Source organism: Variovorax sp. GW821-FHT10C12, from assembly GCF_059415405.1.
In genome coordinates this window covers 621,367-638,723 of sequence record NZ_JBWKNE010000002.1, presented here as the reverse complement: position 1 = coordinate 638,723, position 17,357 = coordinate 621,367, and the positions used below count along the sequence as shown (strand labels likewise).

18 protein-coding genes are annotated in these 17,357 nt (G+C 68.5%); 16 read left to right on the top strand and 2 right to left on the bottom strand.

Annotated features, from left to right (window positions below):
* Positions 1–47: 47 nt before the first annotated feature.
* The 7 genes from AC07OH_RS16255 (at position 48) to AC07OH_RS16225 (ending at position 7,720) form a co-directional block, all read left to right on the top strand.
* On the top strand, positions 48–980 hold the full coding sequence (locus tag AC07OH_RS16255) for a DMT family transporter (protein WP_369644206.1): 933 nt from the start codon (positions 48–50) through the stop codon (positions 978–980).
* A gap of 53 nt (positions 981–1,033) precedes the next feature.
* Complete coding sequence (locus AC07OH_RS16250; protein WP_489062421.1) at positions 1,034–1,942, top strand: sulfurtransferase; 909 nt, start codon at positions 1,034–1,036, stop codon at positions 1,940–1,942.
* Positions 1,943–1,971: 29 nt separating this feature from the next.
* Positions 1,972–2,529: a DUF2796 domain-containing protein gene (locus AC07OH_RS16245; protein ID WP_495301382.1), complete on the top strand. Its 558-nt coding sequence runs from the start codon at positions 1,972–1,974 to the stop codon at positions 2,527–2,529.
* Between the two features lie 4 nt (positions 2,530–2,533).
* A complete protein-coding gene (locus AC07OH_RS16240) occupies positions 2,534–3,280 on the top strand; it encodes an ABC transporter ATP-binding protein (protein WP_495301381.1) in 747 nt (248 codons plus the stop codon).
* Positions 3,277–4,539 (top strand): ABC transporter permease, encoded by a 1,263-nt coding sequence (locus tag AC07OH_RS16235; RefSeq protein WP_495301380.1) that lies wholly within the window; start codon positions 3,277–3,279, stop codon positions 4,537–4,539. Before AC07OH_RS16240 ends, AC07OH_RS16235 begins: the two co-directional genes overlap by 4 nt.
* Positions 4,540–4,541: 2 nt before the next feature.
* Positions 4,542–5,168: a DUF3299 domain-containing protein gene (locus AC07OH_RS16230; RefSeq protein WP_070061814.1), complete on the top strand. Its 627-nt coding sequence runs from the start codon at positions 4,542–4,544 to the stop codon at positions 5,166–5,168.
* Positions 5,169–5,356: 188 nt separating this feature from the next.
* On the top strand, positions 5,357–7,720 hold the full coding sequence (locus AC07OH_RS16225) for a DUF3300 domain-containing protein (protein ID WP_495301379.1): 2,364 nt from the start codon (positions 5,357–5,359) through the stop codon (positions 7,718–7,720).
* 40 nt (positions 7,721–7,760) lie between these two features.
* On the opposite strand, the gene AC07OH_RS16220 is transcribed toward AC07OH_RS16225, so the two are convergent.
* Complete coding sequence (locus tag AC07OH_RS16220; protein ID WP_495301378.1) at positions 7,761–9,032, bottom strand: M20/M25/M40 family metallo-hydrolase; 1,272 nt, start codon at positions 9,030–9,032, stop codon at positions 7,761–7,763.
* A gap of 136 nt (positions 9,033–9,168) precedes the next feature.
* Between AC07OH_RS16220 and AC07OH_RS16215 the strand changes: the two genes are divergently transcribed.
* Complete coding sequence (locus AC07OH_RS16215) at positions 9,169–9,807, top strand: class I SAM-dependent methyltransferase (RefSeq protein ID WP_495301377.1); 639 nt, start codon at positions 9,169–9,171, stop codon at positions 9,805–9,807.
* A gap of 206 nt (positions 9,808–10,013) precedes the next feature.
* Positions 10,014–10,391: a hypothetical protein gene (locus AC07OH_RS16210; protein WP_495301376.1), complete on the top strand. Its 378-nt coding sequence runs from the start codon at positions 10,014–10,016 to the stop codon at positions 10,389–10,391.
* A 24-nt stretch (positions 10,392–10,415) separates the two neighbouring features.
* Here AC07OH_RS16210 and AC07OH_RS16205 read toward each other — a convergent pair whose 3' ends face one another.
* Positions 10,416–11,447, bottom strand: coding sequence for an asparaginase (locus AC07OH_RS16205; protein WP_495301424.1), 1,032 nt, complete (start codon positions 11,445–11,447; stop codon positions 10,416–10,418).
* Positions 11,448–11,732: 285 nt separating this feature from the next.
* On the opposite strand from AC07OH_RS16205, the gene AC07OH_RS16200 reads away from it, so the two are divergent.
* From AC07OH_RS16200 to AC07OH_RS16170, 7 genes are all read left to right on the top strand, one after another.
* Positions 11,733–12,269, top strand: a complete 537-nt coding sequence (locus AC07OH_RS16200; RefSeq protein WP_495301375.1) for a GNAT family N-acetyltransferase — start codon at positions 11,733–11,735, stop codon at positions 12,267–12,269.
* A gap of 189 nt (positions 12,270–12,458) precedes the next feature.
* On the top strand, positions 12,459–12,899 hold the full coding sequence (locus AC07OH_RS16195; RefSeq protein WP_495301374.1) for a surface-adhesin E family protein: 441 nt from the start codon (positions 12,459–12,461) through the stop codon (positions 12,897–12,899).
* A 16-nt stretch (positions 12,900–12,915) separates the two neighbouring features.
* Positions 12,916–14,007, top strand: coding sequence for a hypothetical protein (locus tag AC07OH_RS16190; RefSeq protein WP_495301373.1), 1,092 nt, complete (start codon positions 12,916–12,918; stop codon positions 14,005–14,007).
* Between the two features lie 129 nt (positions 14,008–14,136).
* Positions 14,137–15,510, top strand: a complete 1,374-nt coding sequence (gene chrA / locus AC07OH_RS16185) for a chromate efflux transporter (RefSeq protein WP_495301372.1) — start codon at positions 14,137–14,139, stop codon at positions 15,508–15,510.
* Positions 15,511–15,520: 10 nt separating this feature from the next.
* Positions 15,521–16,447, top strand: a complete 927-nt coding sequence (locus AC07OH_RS16180; protein ID WP_495301371.1) for a Fe-Mn family superoxide dismutase — start codon at positions 15,521–15,523, stop codon at positions 16,445–16,447.
* Positions 16,444–16,902, top strand: a complete 459-nt coding sequence (locus tag AC07OH_RS16175; protein ID WP_495301370.1) for a chromate resistance protein ChrB domain-containing protein — start codon at positions 16,444–16,446, stop codon at positions 16,900–16,902. Before AC07OH_RS16180 ends, AC07OH_RS16175 begins: the two co-directional genes overlap by 4 nt.
* A gap of 134 nt (positions 16,903–17,036) precedes the next feature.
* Complete coding sequence (locus AC07OH_RS16170) at positions 17,037–17,333, top strand: hypothetical protein (RefSeq protein WP_495301369.1); 297 nt, start codon at positions 17,037–17,039, stop codon at positions 17,331–17,333.
* Positions 17,334–17,357 lie beyond the last annotated feature (24 nt).

Sequence of the window (17,357 nt, the reverse complement as noted above, 5' to 3'; positions counted from 1 at the left end):
CCCCGCACCCGCCGGGGCTTTCTTTTTTCTGATCTGGATGTCAATCGATGCAAGCGCTGTGGATGGTGCTCGGGGCCTTTCTGTTCGCCACCATGAGCGTGGTCGTGAAGGTGGCCTCGCAATGGTTCAACAGCGGTGAAATGGTCCTGGGGCGCGGCCTCATCGGCATCGTGTTTCTCTGGCTGCTGGCGCGCAACCGCGGCACCTCGCTGGCCACCAAGTACCCCGGCATGCACGCCTGGCGCAGCACCATCGGCGTGGTGTCGCTGGGCGCGTGGTTCTACGCCATCGCCCACATGCCGCTGGCCACGGCCGTCACGCTCAACTACATGAGCAGCGTGTGGGTCGCGGCCTTCCTGGTCGGCGGCGCGCTGCTGGCCTGGGTGCCGGTGCCCGGGCGCGACGGCCGCATCGAGCGCCCGCCGCTGCAGGGCCCGCTCGTGATGACCGTGCTCGCGGGCTTTGCCGGCGTGGTGCTCATGCTCAAGCCCACGGTGGGCGGCGGCGACGGCTTCGCGGGCATGCTGGGCCTGCTGTCGGGCGTCACGGCCGCCTTTGCCTACATGCAGGTGGTGGCGCTGTCGCGCATCGGCGAGCCCGAGCTGCGCACGGTCTTCTACTTCGCGGTCGGCTCGGCCGTGGCCGGCGCCTTCGCCACGGCCGCGACCGGGTTTTCAGGCGGCAGCTCGTGGACGTGGCAGCATGCGCTGTGGCTGCTGCCGATCGGCCTGCTGGCCGCCCTCGGACAGCTGTGCATGACCCGCGCCTACGCCACCGCCAAGACCCAGGCCGGCACACTGGTGGTGGCGAACCTGCAATATTCGGGCATCGTGTTCGCGGCCTTCTACAGTGTGGTGCTGTTCGACGACCGCATCGACGCGGCCGGCTGGGGCGGCATGGCGCTGATCATCGCCAGCGGCATCGCGGCCACCGTGCTGCGCCAGCGGGCCGTGCCGAAGGCGCCGGCCGAGGAACACTGAACGCAGCAGCCACGGCACCCATCGCCGAACCATTTTTCGAAGGAGCTCTCACCATGTACACCACCCTCATCTCCGTCGAACAACTCAGGCAGCTGCGCGAGGGCGACTCGCCCCTCATGGTGTTCGACTGCAGCTTCGACCTCATGAAGCCCGAGGCCGGCGCGCAGCTGTACGCCGCCGCGCACATCCCGGGCGCGCAGTACGCCAACCTCGACACCGACCTCAGCGCCAAGCACGGCCTGCCCGGCGCGCGCGGCGACGTGGTGGTGGCGCAGGACGACGGCGTGCCCGCCTCGGGCGGGCGCCATCCGCTGCCCAGCCGCGAGAAGTTCGCGGCCTGGCTCTCGTCGGTGGGTTTTTCCAACACGATGCAGGCCGTGGTGTACGACCGCAACGGCGCCAACTACTGCGGGCGCCTGTGGTGGATGCTCAAGTGGATGGGCCACGACGCCGTGGCCGTGCTCGACGGCGGCCTGCAGGCCTGGCAGGCCGCGGGCGGCGAAGTGACCGACCGCGAGGAGCCCGCGCGCTTCCAGTCGAACTTCGTACAGGGCGAGCCCTTGGCCAAGCTCGTGACCACCGACACCGTGGTGCGCCGGCTCGGTCAACCTGACCAGCAGCTGATCGACGCGCGTGCCGGTGCACGTTACCGCGGCGAGGTGGAACCTCTGGACCCGATCGCGGGTCACATCCCCGGGGCCCTGAACCGGCCCTTCGCCGACAACATCGGTCCCGACGGCAAGTTCAAGCCCGCCGCGCAACTGCGCGCCGAGTTCGAAGCACTGCTCGCGGGGCGCGATGCGGCGACCGTCGTCCACCAGTGCGGCAGCGGCGTGAGCGCCGTGCCCAACCTGCTCGCGATGCAGATCGCGGGGTTCGGGACGACCGCGCTCTATGCCGGCAGCTGGAGCGAATGGAGCAACACGCCGGGGCTGCCGACCCGGCAAGGCGCAGAACCATGATGCACACCCTGCACACCCGACTTCGACGCATGTCATCCGGCTTCGCACTGACCGCCGCCGCGCTGTTCGCGGCCGCCGCCCTTCCCGCACACGCCCAGCAACAGCACGCGCATGTGCACGGCCAGCTCAAGCTCGACGTTGCCATCGACGGGCCCACCATCGTGATCGCCATGGAGTCGCCGCTGGACAACATCGTCGGCTTCGAGCGCGCGCCCAAGACCGACGCCGAGAAGAAGACCGTCGAAGCCGCCATCGCCCAGCTGCGCGCGGCCGACAAGCTCTTCACCATCGACCCCGCCGCCAATTGCAAGCTCGGTCCCGTCGATCTGCGCTCCGGCGCACTCGGCCTGGGCAACCCCGACCCCGCCGAATCGAGCGGCCACGCCGACCTCGACGCTTCTTTTTCCTTCAACTGCACCCAGGCCGCCGCCGCGAAGTTCATCGATCTGAACCTGTTCACGGCCTTCAAGGGCGCACGCCAGATCGACGTGCAGATCGCCAGCGCGCAAGGCCAGTTCAAGCGCCAGCTGAAGCGCCCGAGCGGCGCGCAGGCGGCGCAGCCTTCCCGTCTGACGCTGGGCAAGTGACAGCGTGAGCACCACCCCGCAGGCCGAGACCACGCCCTTGCGCGCCGTGCTCGCCGCCGAAGCCCTGCGCTTCACCTGGCCCGGCGTGAAGACACCGTGCATCGACATCGAGGCCCTGCGCATCACGGCGGGTGAATCCGTGTTCCTGCACGGCCCGAGCGGCTGCGGCAAGAGCACGCTGCTGTCGCTCTTGGCCGGCGTGCTGGTGGCCGACGAAGGCCGCGTCACGCTGCTGGGCCACGACTGGTCCAAGCTCTCGGGCACGCAGCGCGACCGCGCCCGCGTGGCGCACGTGGGCTACATCTTTCAGCAGTTCAACCTGCTGCCCTACCTGAGCGTGCTCGACAACGTACTGCTGCCCTGCCGCTTCTCGGCGCGGCGCGAGGCGCAGGCCGCGCGCAACGGCAGCTCGCGCAACGAGGCCGAGCACCTGCTCGACCAGATGGGCCTGGACCGCGCGCTGTGGAAGCGCCAGGCGCTGCAGCTGTCCGTCGGCCAGCAGCAGCGCGTGGCCGCGGCGCGCGCGCTCATCGGCCAGCCCGAGGTCGTCATCGCCGACGAGCCCACCTCCGCGCTCGACGAAGACCGGCGCGAAGCCTTTCTCGACGTGCTGCTCACGGCCTGCGCCGTGAACCACAGCGCGCTCGTGTTCGTGAGCCACGACCAGCGCATCGCGCCACGCTTTGCGCGGCACGTGCTGCTGCCGGAGATCAACCGTGCGGCATCGAGCGCGATGGCGGTGGACGCATGAAGGCCCTCTTTTCCATTGCCTGGCGCAGCGCCTGGAACCGCCGTTTCACGCTCGCGCTCACCGTGTTCTCGATCGCGCTGTCGACCTTCCTGCTGCTGGGCGTCGAGCGCATCCGCACCGAGCTGCGCGAGAACTTCGCGTCGTCGGTCTCGGGCACCGACCTCATCGTGGGCGCGCGCACCGGCTCCACGCAGTTGCTGCTGTATTCGGTGTTCCGCATCGGCGCGGCCACCAACAACATCTCGTGGAAAAGCGTGCAGGCCTTGCAGGCGCATCCCGGCGTCGACTGGGTGGTGCCGCTGTCGCTGGGCGATTCGCACCGCGGCTTCTCGGTGCTCGCGACCACGCCCGAGTACTTCACGCACTTCCGCTACGGCGACCGCCAGACCTTGAAGCTGCGCGAAGGCAAGCCCTTCGACGCGCTGTTCGATGCCGTGGTCGGTGCCGAGGTGGCCGACAAGCTGGGCTACCACGTGGGCCAGAAGATCACGCTGGCGCACGGCAGCGGCGAACTCAACGTGGCCGAGCATGCCGACAAGCCCTTCACCGTGGTGGGCGTGCTCGCGCGCACCGGCACGCCGGTCGACCGCACCGTGCACATCGGCCTGGCGGCAATGGAAGCCATCCACCTCGAATGGGTGGGCGGCGCGCCGATGCCGGGCGTGAAGATTCCGGCCGAGCAGGTGCGCAAGTTCGACCTCACGCCCAAGAACGTGACGGCCGCGCTCGTGGGCCTGAAGAACCGCGCCGCCGTGTTCGGCGTGCAGCGCTGGATCTCCACCTACACCGGCGAACCGCTCATGGCCATCCTGCCCGGCGTGGCACTCGACGAGCTGTGGAGCGTGATCGGCATCGGCGAGAACGCGCTGCTGCTGATGTCGGCCCTGGTCGCGCTCGTGAGCCTGGCGGGGCTGGTGTCGGTGGTGATGGCGGGCCTGAACGAACGCCGCCGCGAGCTGGCCGTGCTGCGCGCCGTGGGCGCGGGCCTGCGCCACGTGCTGGCGCTGCTGGCGCTCGAAGGCGCGCTGGTCACCGTGCTGGGCGTGCTGCTGGGCGTGACGACGGCGGTGCTCGGCATCGCCCTGCTCTCGCCATGGCTGCAGGCGCAGTTCGGGCTGACGCTGAGCCTGTCCGAACCTACACTGAACGAATGGCTGCTGACGGCGAGCCTGCTGGTCGCCGGCTGGCTCGCGAGCCTGCTGCCCGGCATCCGGGCCTACCGCCTGTCGCTGGCCGACGGCCTTTCTCCGAGAATCTGACCATGACGAAGACCTCCACACCCCGCGTGCTCACCGCCCTGTCGATGCTGCTGGCCGGCGCCGGCCTCGCAGCCGCCGCCTGGGCCGCCGAGCCCGCACCGAAGGACACCACGGCAACCAACCCGCTGGGCGGCAAGCCGGCCGCCACCGCGCCCCAGGCCGCGGCGGGCCAGCCGCGCCAGATCAGCTGGGAAGAGCTGGTGCCCAAGGACTGGGACCCGGCCAAGGCCTTCAAGGGCATCGACCTGAGCACGCTCGACGACGGCGACCCGCGCGCCAACGAGCTGCTCATGAAGATGCAGGAGGTGTCGAACAACGCGCCCACCAACCCCGCGCTCAACGGCGTGGAAGTGAAGATCCCGGGCTTCATCGTGCCGCTCGAAGAGGCCAAGGGCGAGGTCACCGAGTTCCTGCTCGTGCCCTACTTCGGCGCCTGCATCCACACGCCGCCGCCGCCGGCCAACCAGATCCTGCACGTCATTCCGCAAAAGGGCGCCAAGTTCCGCGCCATGGACACCGTGTGGGTCACGGGCAAGCTGCAGACGCTGCGCAACGACTCGATGATGGGCGTGAGTGGGTACCACGTGAAGGCCAGCAGCGTCACCAAGTACTCGGGCGGCGCCAAGTAACGACTTAGAGGTCTTTCCCCGGGCGATCGCCACGTCGCCCGGTGGTCTCGTGGTCCTGCGCCGACAGCACAGACGGCGCACCGCCGACACAGACCGTTGCATCCGGGGCGCAGGCTGTGTCATCGCCTGCGCTGGCCCGCCGTTGAAGGAGTTCCGGGCACCCTGCCGGCGTCTTCAGGACATGCCAGATGACACCCTCTCCCCACCGCCCCCTCCTTCAGCGGCGCCTCATGGCTTCGCTGTGCGTCGCAGCGTTGTTCGTTGCAGGCTGCGACAAGCCCGCACCACCACCTCCCACCGCTGAAGCACCGGCCACCCAGGCACCCGCGCCCGTCGCCGCACCGGTGCCGGCCGCCTACACGCCGCCCTCGGCCGAGCAGCTCTACCAGCTGGTCGCGCCGATCGCGCTGTACCCCGACAAGCTCGTCGCGCAGGTCCTGGCCGGCGCCACCTACCCCGATCAGGTCACCGCGGCCCACGACTGGTTGCAGCAGAACCGCACGCTCAAGGCCGGCCCGCTCGCCGACGCCGCCAACCAGCAGCCGTGGGACCCGAGCGTGAAGTCACTCACCGCATTCCGGCCCGTGATGGACCAGATGGCCGGCAACATCCCGTGGACCACGTCGCTGGGCAAGGCCTACTACAACGACCCGGCCGACGTGATGAACGCGATCCAGGTGATGCGCCAGCGCGCGTCGAAGGCTGGTCGCCTCAAGAACAACGACAAGCTGCGCATCGCGCGCGCCGCGACGCCGCCCAACTACACGCCCGCGCCCGACATGCAGCCGATGTACGCGGGCCCCACGGTGATCGAGCCGCCCGAGGAGCTGATCACCATCGAGCCCGTGCAGCCCGACGTGGTGTACGTGCCGCGCTACGACCCGCAGGTGGTGTACGACGCACCCATGCCCGTCTACCCCGGCTATGCCTATGCCCCGCCGCCGGTGGTGGTCGAGCCCGGCTACAGCCCCGGCCAGGTGGCTGCGGTGGGCGCGCTGGCCTTCGGCAGCGGCGTGATCGTCGGCTCGGCACTGGAGCGCCACGGCTGGGGCTGGAACGCCTGGAACATGAACTGGGGCGCACCACGCTGGCGCGACCGCGCGGCGCCGCCGCCGCCGGCCTACCGGCCCGCGGTGGTCTACAACAACAGCACGTATGTCTCGCGCTCGACCACGGTGGTCAACAACGTGCGCAACGTCTACAACAACAACTACGCGGGCGATCGCAGCGGCCCGCCACCCGGCGCGGCGGCATGGCAGGCGGCGCAGCAGCAAGAGCAGCTGCAACAACAGGCGCGTGCCCAGCAGCAACAACAGCAGCAACAGGCGCTGATGCAGCAGCAGGCGGCCCAGAACCAGTTGCGCGAGCAACAGCAGGCGCAACAGGAACAGGCTCGGCGCCAGCAGCAGGTGCAGCAGGAACAGGCCTTGCGCCAACGCCAGGACCAGCAGGAGCAGGCACGGCGTCAGCAGATGCAGCAGCAACAAACGGTGCAAAACCAGCAGCGTCAACAGCAGGCGCAGCAGGAACAGGTGCGCCGTCAGCAGCAGATGCAACAGGACCAGGCCCTGCGTCAACGGCAGGATCAGCAGGAACAGGCACGGCGCCAGCAGATGCAGCAACAGCAGGCCGCGCAGGACCCGCAGCGTCAACAACAGGCCCAGCAGGAGCAGGCACGGCGTCAGCAGCAAGCGCAGCAGGAACAGGCACTGCGTCAGCGGCAAGACCCGCAGGAGCAAGCCCGTCGCCAACAGATGCAGCAACAGCAGGCCGTGCAGGACCAGCAACGTCAACAACAGGCGCAGCAGGAACAGGCACGGCGTCAGCAGCAAGCACAACAGGAGCAGGCACTGCGTCAACGCCAGGACCCGCAGGACCAAACCCGTCGCCAGCAGATGCAGCAGCAACAGCAACAGCAACAGCAACAGCAACAGCAACAGCAGGCCGCGCAAGACCAGCAGCGCCAACAACAGGCCCAGCAAGAGCAGGCGCGTCGCCAGCAGGCGCAGCAACAGGAACAGGCGTTGCGCCAACAACGCCAGGACCAGCAGGAGCAGGGCCGCCGCCAACAGATGCAGCAACAACAGGCGCAACAGGAGCAGCTACGTCGCCAGCAGGAACAGCAGCAGGCCCAGGCCGCCCAGCAACAGCAACGGCAGGCGCAGCAGGAACAGGCCCAGCGAGCGCAGCAGATGCAGCAACAGGTTCAACAAGAGCAGGCCCGTCGCCAGCAGCAGTTGCAACAGCAACAACAGGCGCAGGCCCAGGCCGCACAACAGCAACGCCAGGCCCAGATGGAACAGGCGCGCCAGATGCAGATGCAACAGCAGCAAGCCGCCCAGGCCCAGCAACGCCAGCAACAGGAGCAGATGCAGCGCCAGCAGATGCAGCAACAACAGCAGGCCGCGCAGAACCAGGCCCGTCAGCAGCAGCAGCACCAGCAGGAACAGATGCAACGCCAGCAGGCGCAACAGCAGCAGGCCCAGGCTCAGGCCGCCGCGGCGGCTGCCGCCCATCGCCGCCGCCCGGGCGATCCCAACGCACCGCAGTGAACCCGCGGCCCCTGCCGCGGGCGCACTGCGCGCCACCCACTCAGTTCTTGCCGATCTCGGTCAGCAGCCGCGTCACGAGGTACAGGCGCGGCACGATCGAGTCGACCTCGATGTACTCGTCGCGCGCGTGGTAGCCGAAGCCCGCAAGGCCGAAGCTCTCGACCACCGTGGCCTTGCCCGAGCGGCCCGCGAAGCCCGCGTCGGTGCCGCCGCCGGTCATCGGCGTCAGCGCCAGCTCGCGGTCGAGCTCCTTGTAGATCGCCTGCGCCTTCTCGGCCAGCGCGCGGCCCTTGTCGCCCGCGACGAAGGCCGGGCGGCCCACCTCGACCTTCACGCTGGTCTCGGTGTCGGGAATCAGTTTGCCGCTGGCGATCTTGGCCTGCAGCGCCTCGGTGAGTTTCTTTTCGGCGCCGGGCTGCGTGATGCGGATGTCGCCCAGCGCCTGCGCCTTCTCGGTGATCTGGTTGATCGGGCCGGTGGCGCGCGCCACGGTCCAGTTCAGCGTCACGCCGGGGATGTCCTTGGCGAGGTCCTTGGTCTGCAGCATCTGGTACGACAGCTCGTACAGCGCGTTGCGGCCCAGCTCGGGCGCGGCGCCGGCGTGCGCCGCACGGCCCTTCACCTCGAGCGTGGCCTGTGCGATGCCCGCCGCGCCGAGCAGCAGCGACTCGCCCTTGGCCACCGCCTTGGCAGCCGTCGGCTCGAAGGACAGCACCGTGTCGTGCAGGTCGGCCGTGGTGGCGATGAGTTCGCCCGAACCCACCGAGCCCACCTCTTCGTCGGGGTTCACGAGCACCGTGAGCGTGTCGTAGTCGCGCCAGCCCGCATCGGCCAAGATCTTCAGCGACGCCATCATCACCGCGAGGCCGCCCTTGTCGTCGGCGATGCCGGGGCCATAGATGCGGTTGCCGTCCACCTTGTAGGGCTGGCTGTTCAGGATGCCCGGCGCGTACACCGTGTCCATGTGGCCCTGCAGCATGATCTTGCGCTTGCCCGTGCCCTTGATCGTGCCGATGACGATGTCGGCGCCCGCGCCGGCCGAGGCCTTGCGGCGCTCCGTCTTGAAGCCGGCCGCCTTCAGGCGCCCTTCGATCACGTCGGCCATCTTCATCAGGCCCTCGACGTTCAGGCTGCCCGACTCGATGGCCACCATTTCCTTCAGGTTGTCGATGACGGCGGGCTGCGCCTTCTCGGCAGCGGCGAGCAGCTTCGCGTCGGGGGCCGCCTGCACGGTGGCCACGGCGCCGAGCGCCAGGCCGCAGGCCAGGGCGACGGAACGCAGGGAAAAGAAAGACGAGGTACGCACGGTCATGAGAGTCTCTTTTCTTGGAGTGATTGGCGGGCGCCAGCATAGCGACATGGCGGGCGAAGCGGCGCAAATCGGCGACAGCGCCGCCGCGGCGGTTTACAGTGCGCCGCATCCTTCTACACGCCGCAGATCCAAGACCATGAGCCTCGCGAACGACGCCAGATTCTGGGACCGCAGCTCGCGCCGCTACGCGAAGAGCGCCATCGCGGACGAGGCCGGCTACACGCGCACGCTCGAGCGGACCCGCGCCCTCTTCCAGCCCGACGCGCGCGTGCTCGAACTGGGCTGCGGCACCGGCACGACGGCCCTGCGCCTCGCGGGCCACGTTCGCGCGTACCTGGCGACGGACATCGCCGAGGGCATGATCGCCATCGCCGAGGAGAAGCACGCCGCCGCTCCGGTGCCCGGCCTGGCGTTCCGCACGGCGACCGCCGAGACGCTGACACCGGGCGAAGGCCCTTTCGACGCCGTGCTGGGCTTCAACTACCTCCACCTGGTGCGCGACCTGCCCGGCACGCTGCGCCGCATCCACGCCCTGCTCGCACCGCAGGGCCTGTTCGTCTCCAAGACGCCCTGCCTCGGCGACATGACCCCGCTCTTGCGGCTGGCCTTGTTGCCCGCGATGCGCGCGATCGGGCTGGCGCCGCATGCCGGTGTGTTCCGGGCGGCGGAGCTGGGAGCGCATCTGCAAGCTGCCGGCTTCGAGGTGCTTGCCACCGAGAACCACGCGACGAAGGGTGGCGAGAACCGTCCTTACATCGTCGCGCGCAAGCACTGACCAGGGCTTCGGCGCATGCCGTCGCCCTCACGCCAGACGGCACGCCCGCGCACACCATCGCCCTGCGCTTCGGTCTGACCGAGGTCGCTCGGCTGCTGCAGGCGGCGCGGGGCCTGCAGGCACGGCACCCCGGCCTCATCGGCACGCTCGACCCCACGCAGCTTCGCCTGCTGCCCGAACTCGCAGCCCAGGGCTGCAGCGATGCGGTGAAGGTGATGGTCACGCTCGGCTGGCCACTCGAGGTCCGCGGCGGCGACTGGGACGCCTCGGCGCTCAACCACGCCGTGTTCTGCGGCGATGCGGCGCTTGTCCGGTTCCTGCTCGAACACGGCGCCGACTGGCAGGCGCCTCACGGCTTCGGCGACAACGCCTGCGGCACCTTGTCATGGGCTTCGCTGAACGAGCCTGTCGACGGTGGCGACTGGGTCGGTTGCGCGCAGGCCCTGGTGGCCCACGGCATGCCTTCCGCACGGCCCGACCCGGAGAATGCGGACGGCGTGCTCATCGGTACGCGGCGCGGCGTGTTCTCGGACGAGGTCACGGACTTTCTGCTCGCGGCATCTGCTGGCGCGGCGCGCCCGTAGGGCCGATGGCCACGTGAAGAGGCCTCAGTACTTCCAGAAGATCTTCTGGATTTCCTTGGTATCGCGGGTCTTGGTCAGCGCCAGTGCCATCAGCAGGCGAGCCTTCTGGGGGTTCTGGTCGTCGACGACGATGTAGTCGTTCTTGTCGTCGTCGACTTCGCCGTTGCGCACCACGACGCCGCTGCCGGTGCGCGTGGCACGCACGATGAAGACACCCTTCGAGCGCGCGTCCTTGACGGCATCCGCGATGTAGTCCGCGATGCTGCCGTTGCCGGTGCCATCATGAATGATCGCCTTCGTGCCTGCGGCCACCAGTGCGTCGTAGGGCGCGCGGCTCATGTTGCCGTGCCCATAGACGATGTTGACTTCCGGCAGCGACCGGATCTGGTCGATGTCGAACTCGCTGGCAACGGTGTGCGGCCGGATCGGGGCCCGGTAGAACAGCGGCTTGCTCTCCACGACGTAGCCCAGCGGGCCATAGGGCGACTTGAAGGTCTCGACCTTCAGGCTGTTCGACTTGGTCACGTCGCGGGCCGTGTGGATCTCGTCGTTCAGCACCACCAGCACGCCCTTGCCCACGGCCTCCTTGCTGGCGGCAACGACGGCCGCGTTGTAGATGTTCAGCGGGCCGTCGGCGCTCAGTGCCGTGCCGGGTCGCATGGCCCCCACCAGCACCACGGGCTTCGTGCTCTTCAGCGTGAGGTTCAGGAAGTAGGCCGTCTCCTCGATGGTGTCCGTGCCGTGGGTGACCAGCACGCCATCCACGTCCCCGGACTTGAGCAGTTCGGAAACCCTGTGCGCCAGCTTGAGCAGCCGCTCGTTGTTGAAGCTCTCGGAGCCGATCTGGAAGATCTGCTCGCCCTTCACGTTGGCGACGTTCTTCAGCTCGGGCACCGCGGCAATGATCTTGTCCACGGCCACGACCGCGGACTGGTAGGCGCCGGTGTTGGCGCTCGACGCACCGACGCCGGCAATCGTTCCCCCGGTCCCGATCACGACCAGGTTGGCCTTCTTCGCCTCCTGGGCCAACGCCGGCACACTGCCTGCCGCCAGCATCAGGAATCCGCACGCAAGGTGGCGGGTCATCCGCATCATCGATAGCTTCATATGTCTCCGTGATTTGATTGAACGTCAGGCGCCGCCAGAGCGAAAGAAAACGATCGATCTGCCCTCGCGGCAGCACCAGGAAGCACGACTCCGCACTGCACTTTCACAGGGGAACGTCCCATGGCGAGGCGATTGTTGCGGATCGATCGGCGGGCCGGTTATCACTTTTTGCACGCAGCCCATGCCGCAGTCTCATGGGCTGGCGCGGTCGATGCATGCGCTACAAACGCCTCCATGCAGCCTCATCTTCGAACCCCGCGCCTGGTCCTTCGACCCTTCACCATCGCCGATGCGGATGACGTTCAGCGCATCGCAGGAGATGTGCGCGTCGCCGAGCCGACGGCCAACGTTCCTCATCCCTACCCCGATGGCGCGGCGCAGGCGTGGATCGCATCCCACGCGGACATGTTCAGTGCCGGAACCGGGGTCGTCTACGCCGTGACAAGCGCAGAGAACGGGGAGTTGCTGGGCGCCGTGCAACTCGCTCATCGGTCCACGCTCCACCGCCGCGCCGAACTGGGCTACTGGATCGCCTTTGCGCACTGGTCGACCGGCATCTGCTCCGAAGCCGTCGGCGCACTCATCCACTACGCACACCACGAACTCGGATTGAGTCGCATCGTCTGCAGCAGCCTTCCGAAGAACATCGGCTCTGCGCGCGTCATTCAAAAGGCAGGGTTCCTCCTGGAAGGGCACCTCGTGAAGCACGTGAACCACCGCGGCGCTTTCGAAGATTTGCTGACCTACGGCCTGAACCTGCCTGACAGATAGAAACAAGGCGCTCATGCCGGTTGCAGCCAGGCGGCGGCTTCGGGCCTCACTGTTTGCGCGAGATTCGATAGGATGACGGCGCCTTGGCTGCAAGCAGTCAAGCGTCGACCCCACTGGCTGAACCTCGCAGCGTGCCACCGAGAAGAACGAACGCGCGGGGCCCCCATTGACACACAGGGAGTGAACAGAATGAAGCCTCATCCGCTCAAGCACCGCGCAGTGCGGGCCTTCCACCTCGTCGCATCCGCCTGCGCGGCAGCGACCTTGCTGACGGCAGTGCCCGCGCAAGCCGCCGACAACTGGACCGAGATCGCCACCACCCCTCGCAAGAAGGTGCTGCTCCAGCGCGAGTCGGTCAAACCGCATGGCGATGCCGTGGAGGCATGGACGCTCTATCGCTACGAGGAGCTGCAGACCGACGTGGGCAAGACCCTGTTTCGCACCTCGCGCTATCTCTACGACTACGACTGCAAGGGCGGGCGCGAAAAGATGCGCCGCGTCATCAGCCACAACGGGCCGCTGGAGGTGCACGACATCGACCTCGCCCGGCGCAGCGATTGGAGGCCCGTGGGCGGCCCCACCACGGTGAGCGGCATCGTGTTCAAGCACGTGTGCGCTCAGGCACGTTGACCGGGATGACGACGCCTTGACGACCTCGCTCGACGACCTGGCCGTCGCCGCCATCGGGTACTCGCCTTCGGATGAAGAGTCGCGGGCGGCCGCACGCCCGCCGTATCCGATGCCGACCGCGCTGGTTCCGTTCCAGAACGCGGCGCGAACCGCCCTGCACGCGCGCCTGACGCAGGGACCCGACCCTGACCCCTTCTGCTCGCGGCGCCTCTACGAATCCGCCCTGCGTTTCAGCGCCTGCGTGCCCACTGTCATCAGTGAGCACACCGACTTCAACGTGAGCGACGCTGTCTGCATGCTGCTGGCGGGCGGGTTGATTCCGGTGGCCACGGCGCAACGCGCCATCGAGGTGAGCGCCTCCGACCTGGCGCCGCGCTTCCTGCAGCGCGCCATCGTCTACCGCCTGCTGGCCGACGGGGATCTGCCAGGCGCCATGCAGGCCGCGGCAAGCCCGCACTTCGGCGATGCGCAATGGGTCGGTTGGCGGGCCATCGGCGAGCACCATGCGGCGCATGCCGATGCGCGGGGGTTCCTGGCGCTGTGGCCGAACTATGCATCCCGCCACGAACGCCACTGGATGGACAACATGCGGCGCCAGTTGGTCAAGGCCGTCTCCCGCCGCCATGGTTGGCGCGACGCACTGGCGTTGACGCACGACAAGCGGATCGGCACCAAGGGCCACGTCCACGGCATGGCCTTCATCGCACTGCAGCCGCTGGCGAAAGAAACCGCCGTGCTCGAACTGGACCACCTGCTAGCCAGCGCGCCCGAACTGGCTGAGCTGGACACCTCATTCGATGCGCTGGCTCGCCTGCAGCTGCTGGTGGACGCCCTGCGCGCCAGCACGCCGCACGCACCTGCAGACGATCCCCCGGCCCTGGATGCGGTCCTGGCGCGCATCATCGCTGTCGACGCCACGGTCTCGAAGGAGCAAAGCCGGCGCCGGGACTGGCTGCTGATGGACTGCTGGCCTCTCATCGGCGATGCGGCCACGCTCAAGCGCGTGCGTGCCGCCATCCGCGCGCCGTCGTACAAGCGAGAGTTGGCGAAGCTCTCCAAGGACATTCCGGCGGTTTCGCCGGACAGCACAGGGGCCGACAGCATCTGACGATCTGGCCCACGTTGCCAGCAGGGAATATCCACTGCTACGATGCCCTTCCGCGGGAAAACAGCCTCCCGCGCTGCAAAGCAAGACGGTGTCCCGTCCAAGCGCTGGTGACCTTCAACGGAGTTTTCCGTGGACACCGCCTTGCCTGACGCCTCCTCTGCGCTTCCCGCGCCCCCTACGCCCATTTCCTTTGCTGAAGCGCTTCGCTTCTGGCTCAAGCTCGGCTTCATCAGTTTCGGCGGGCCCGCCGGGCAGATCGCGATCATGCATGCGGAGCTGGTCGAGCGGCGGCGCTGGATCAGCGAGAAGCGTTTCCTGCATGCGCTGAACTTCTGCATGCTGCTGCCCGGCCCCGAGGCGCAGCAGCTGGCCACCTACATCGGCTGGCTCATGCACCGCACGCGCGGCGGCCTCGTGGCCGGCGCCCTGTTCGTGCTGCCCTCGCTGTTCATCCTCATCGCGCTGTCGTGGGTCTACCTGCGCTTCGGCAACGTGCCGGTGGTGGCCGGCATCTTCTACGGCATCAAGCCGGCGGTCACCGCGCTGGTGCTGCATGCGGCGCACCGCATCGGCAGCCGCGCGTTGAAGAACCGGTGGATGTGGGGCATCGCCGCCGCGGCCTTCGTCGCCATCTTCGCGTTCGACGCGCCGTTTCCGGCGATCGTGCTGGCGGCCGGCCTCATCGGCCACTTCGGCGCGCGACGGGCGCCCGAGGTGTTCGCACTCGGCGGCGGCCATGGCAGCGCGCAGCAGCACTACGGCCCGGCGCTGATCGACGACGACACGCCCACGCCGGCGCACGCGCGCTTTTCCCGCGCGCACCTGCTCAAGATCCTGGGCATCGGCCTGGGCCTGTGGCTGCTGGCCATGGGCGTGCTCGTCGCGACCCAGGGCCTGCACGGCACGCTCTCGCAGATGGGATGGTTCTTCACCAAGGCCGCGCTCCTGACCTTCGGCGGCGCCTATGCCGTGCTGCCCTACGTCTACCAGGGGGCCGTCGAGCAGTACCACTGGCTTTCCGGCGCGCAGATGATCGACGGGCTGGCGCTGGGAGAAACCACGCCGGGGCCGCTCATCATGGTCGTGGCCTTCGTCGGCTTTGTGGGCGGCTGGCTGACGCAGGTGCTGGGGCCCGATTCGCTGTTCCTCGCCGGCGCGCTGGCGGCGACGGTCGTCACCTTCTTCACCTTCCTGCCCTCGTTCATCTTCATCCTGGCCGGCGGGCCCGCCATCGAGGCCACGCACGGCAGGCTGGGCTTCACGGCGCCGCTGTCGGCGATCACCGCGGCGGTGGTGGGCGTGATCCTGAACCTGGCGCTCTTCTTCGCTTACCACGTGCTCTGGCCACACGGCTTCGGTGGCCGCTTCGATGCGGTGTCGGCGGTGATTGCCGTGGCCGCGACGCTCGCCCTGTTCCGCTTCAAGGTCGGAGTGATGACGCTGCTCGGTGCCTGCGCGGCCATCGGGCTGGCGCTCACGTGGCTGTCTGCCCTGCCGCGCTGAAGGAGTTCCCATGGACGCTCGGCCCCAACCATTGCCCTTCGACCCCGCCACGCTGCGAGGCCTGTCGCAGAAGCTTCTGAACAGCCATCACCAGAACAACTATGGCGGCGCCGTCAAGCGCCTCAACGCCATCCGCGCAAAGCTCGCCACGGCATCTTTCGCCGCCATGCCCGGCTTCGAACTCAACGGCCTCAAGCGCGAAGAGTTCATCGCCACCAATTCGATGCTGCTGCACGAGCTGTACTTCGCATCGCTCGGTGGCGACGGCCGGACGATGGAGCCCGCCATGGCACTCGCACTGGCGGCCAGCTTCGGCAGCGTCGACCGATGGCGCGAGGAATTCGCAGTGATGGGCAAGGCGCTCGGCGGCGGCTCGGGCTGGGTGCTGCTCACCTTCCAGCCGCGCGAGGGCACGCTGGTCAACCAATGGGCCGCCGATCACACCCATGCGCTGGCGGGCGGCACACCGCTCCTGGCGCTGGACATGTACGAGCACGCCTACCACCTGGACCACGGCGCCGCCGCCGGCGCGTACGTCGATGCCTTCATGGCCAACATCGACTGGGCCCCGGTGTACGCGCGCTACCAGCAGGCGGTGCACGCCGCCAGCGAACCCTTCGGCGCAGCGCAGGACGACGTGGCCGGTTCGATGCTGCTCGACGTGCGCCGCGCCGGCGTGTTCGCGCAGGCCGCGTCGATGCTCCCCGGCGCCCGCTGGCGCGACCCGGCGGCGGTCGATCGCTGGGCCGCCGAGCTGCCGGCCGACCGCGCGCTGGTCGTCTACTGCGTCTACGGCCACGAGGTGGGGCGCAGCACGGCCCTGCGGCTGCGCGCCGCGGGCCTGGACGCACGCTATTTGCGCGGCGGCATCGACGGCTGGCAGGCCGCCGGCCGTCCGCTCGAACCCAAGCCTGCCGACCCAGGAGCCACGCCATGAAATGGATCACCCGCGAACGCCCGAAGATCGACCGCATCGCCTGCCCGTGGTTGATCCTGCGCTTCATCGACCGCGAGGCCGAGTTTCTCTACGTGCCGCCGGCCGACGTGCTGGCCATGGCGCAAAGCACCGGCGCCACGCCCTACGACATTCCGGGCGTGGAGATGAGCCACGTCGGCGAGCGCTGCAGCTTCGACGCCTTCCTCGCGAAGTACCGGCTCGCCGACCCTGCGCTGCACCAGATGGCCGACATCGTGCGCGGGGCCGACACCTCGCGGCTCGACCTCACGCCGCAGTCGGCCGGGCTCTACGCGATATCGCTGGGCCTGTCGCGCGTGTTCGCCGACGACCACGTCATGCTGCAGCACGGGCTGGTGATGTACGACGCGCTCTATGCCTGGTGCAGCGAGGGCCGCGGCGAGACGCACAACTGGCCGCCGAAGATGCCCGGGTGAAGCGGGTCGGAGGACGATGGCCTGCCTTGCCGGAAGCACGCTAACATTTCGCCCGGCTCCGCCGCTCCACCCGGGTCGGACCATCGCGAGGTCTGCGACAACCCAGGGTGTCACCGCAAACATGGAGCGTCCCGATGTGGAGCATCCTGGCCGACCTTGTCGTCGGCATCTTCGATTTCGTTCTCGATGTCCTGCTGTTCCGGGGCCTGCGCCGCAAGCATGGCCAGCGCAACCGCAGCGTGGCGGAAGACACCGTCGAGGTCGCGCGCTTCGATTTCGTCACGCTGACGTTCATCGCGCTGGTCAGCGTCGGTTTGATGCTGGTCCTGGCCCTCGGCTTCGATGTGCCGGCGGGCTGGAGCGTGGGCATCGGCATCACCGTCGGCGCGATCTGGGGCCTCTGGCGGTACGCCCAGCTGGTTCGTGAGTGAGCGATGACCGCATGAAGCATTCAA

Bases quoted from the DNA above. Each gene is read 5' to 3' on its own strand.
- AC07OH_RS16250 (WP_489062421.1), top strand. From the start codon at position 1,034: ATGTACACCACCCTCATCTCCGTCGAACAACTCAGGCAGCTGCGCGAG.
- AC07OH_RS16200 (WP_495301375.1), top strand. From the start codon at position 11,733: ATGCAGCCTCATCTTCGAACCCCGCGCCTGGTCCTTCGACCCTTCACC.
- AC07OH_RS16235 (WP_495301380.1), top strand. From the start codon at position 3,277: ATGAAGGCCCTCTTTTCCATTGCCTGGCGCAGCGCCTGGAACCGCCGT.
- AC07OH_RS16175 (WP_495301370.1), top strand. From the start codon at position 16,444: ATGAAATGGATCACCCGCGAACGCCCGAAGATCGACCGCATCGCCTGC.
- AC07OH_RS16220 (WP_495301378.1), bottom strand. From the start codon at position 9,032: ATGACCGTGCGTACCTCGTCTTTCTTTTCCCTGCGTTCCGTCGCCCTG.
- AC07OH_RS16225 (WP_495301379.1), top strand. From the start codon at position 5,357: ATGACACCCTCTCCCCACCGCCCCCTCCTTCAGCGGCGCCTCATGGCT.
- AC07OH_RS16245 (WP_495301382.1), top strand. From the start codon at position 1,972: ATGTCATCCGGCTTCGCACTGACCGCCGCCGCGCTGTTCGCGGCCGCC.
- AC07OH_RS16170 (WP_495301369.1), top strand. From the start codon at position 17,037: ATGTGGAGCATCCTGGCCGACCTTGTCGTCGGCATCTTCGATTTCGTT.
- AC07OH_RS16180 (WP_495301371.1), top strand. From the start codon at position 15,521: ATGGACGCTCGGCCCCAACCATTGCCCTTCGACCCCGCCACGCTGCGA.
- AC07OH_RS16230 (WP_070061814.1), top strand. From the start codon at position 4,542: ATGACGAAGACCTCCACACCCCGCGTGCTCACCGCCCTGTCGATGCTG.
- AC07OH_RS16195 (WP_495301374.1), top strand. From the start codon at position 12,459: ATGAAGCCTCATCCGCTCAAGCACCGCGCAGTGCGGGCCTTCCACCTC.
- AC07OH_RS16255 (WP_369644206.1), top strand. From the start codon at position 48: ATGCAAGCGCTGTGGATGGTGCTCGGGGCCTTTCTGTTCGCCACCATG.
- AC07OH_RS16205 (WP_495301424.1), bottom strand. From the start codon at position 11,447: ATGCTGGCGGCAGGCAGTGTGCCGGCGTTGGCCCAGGAGGCGAAGAAG.
- AC07OH_RS16215 (WP_495301377.1), top strand. From the start codon at position 9,169: ATGAGCCTCGCGAACGACGCCAGATTCTGGGACCGCAGCTCGCGCCGC.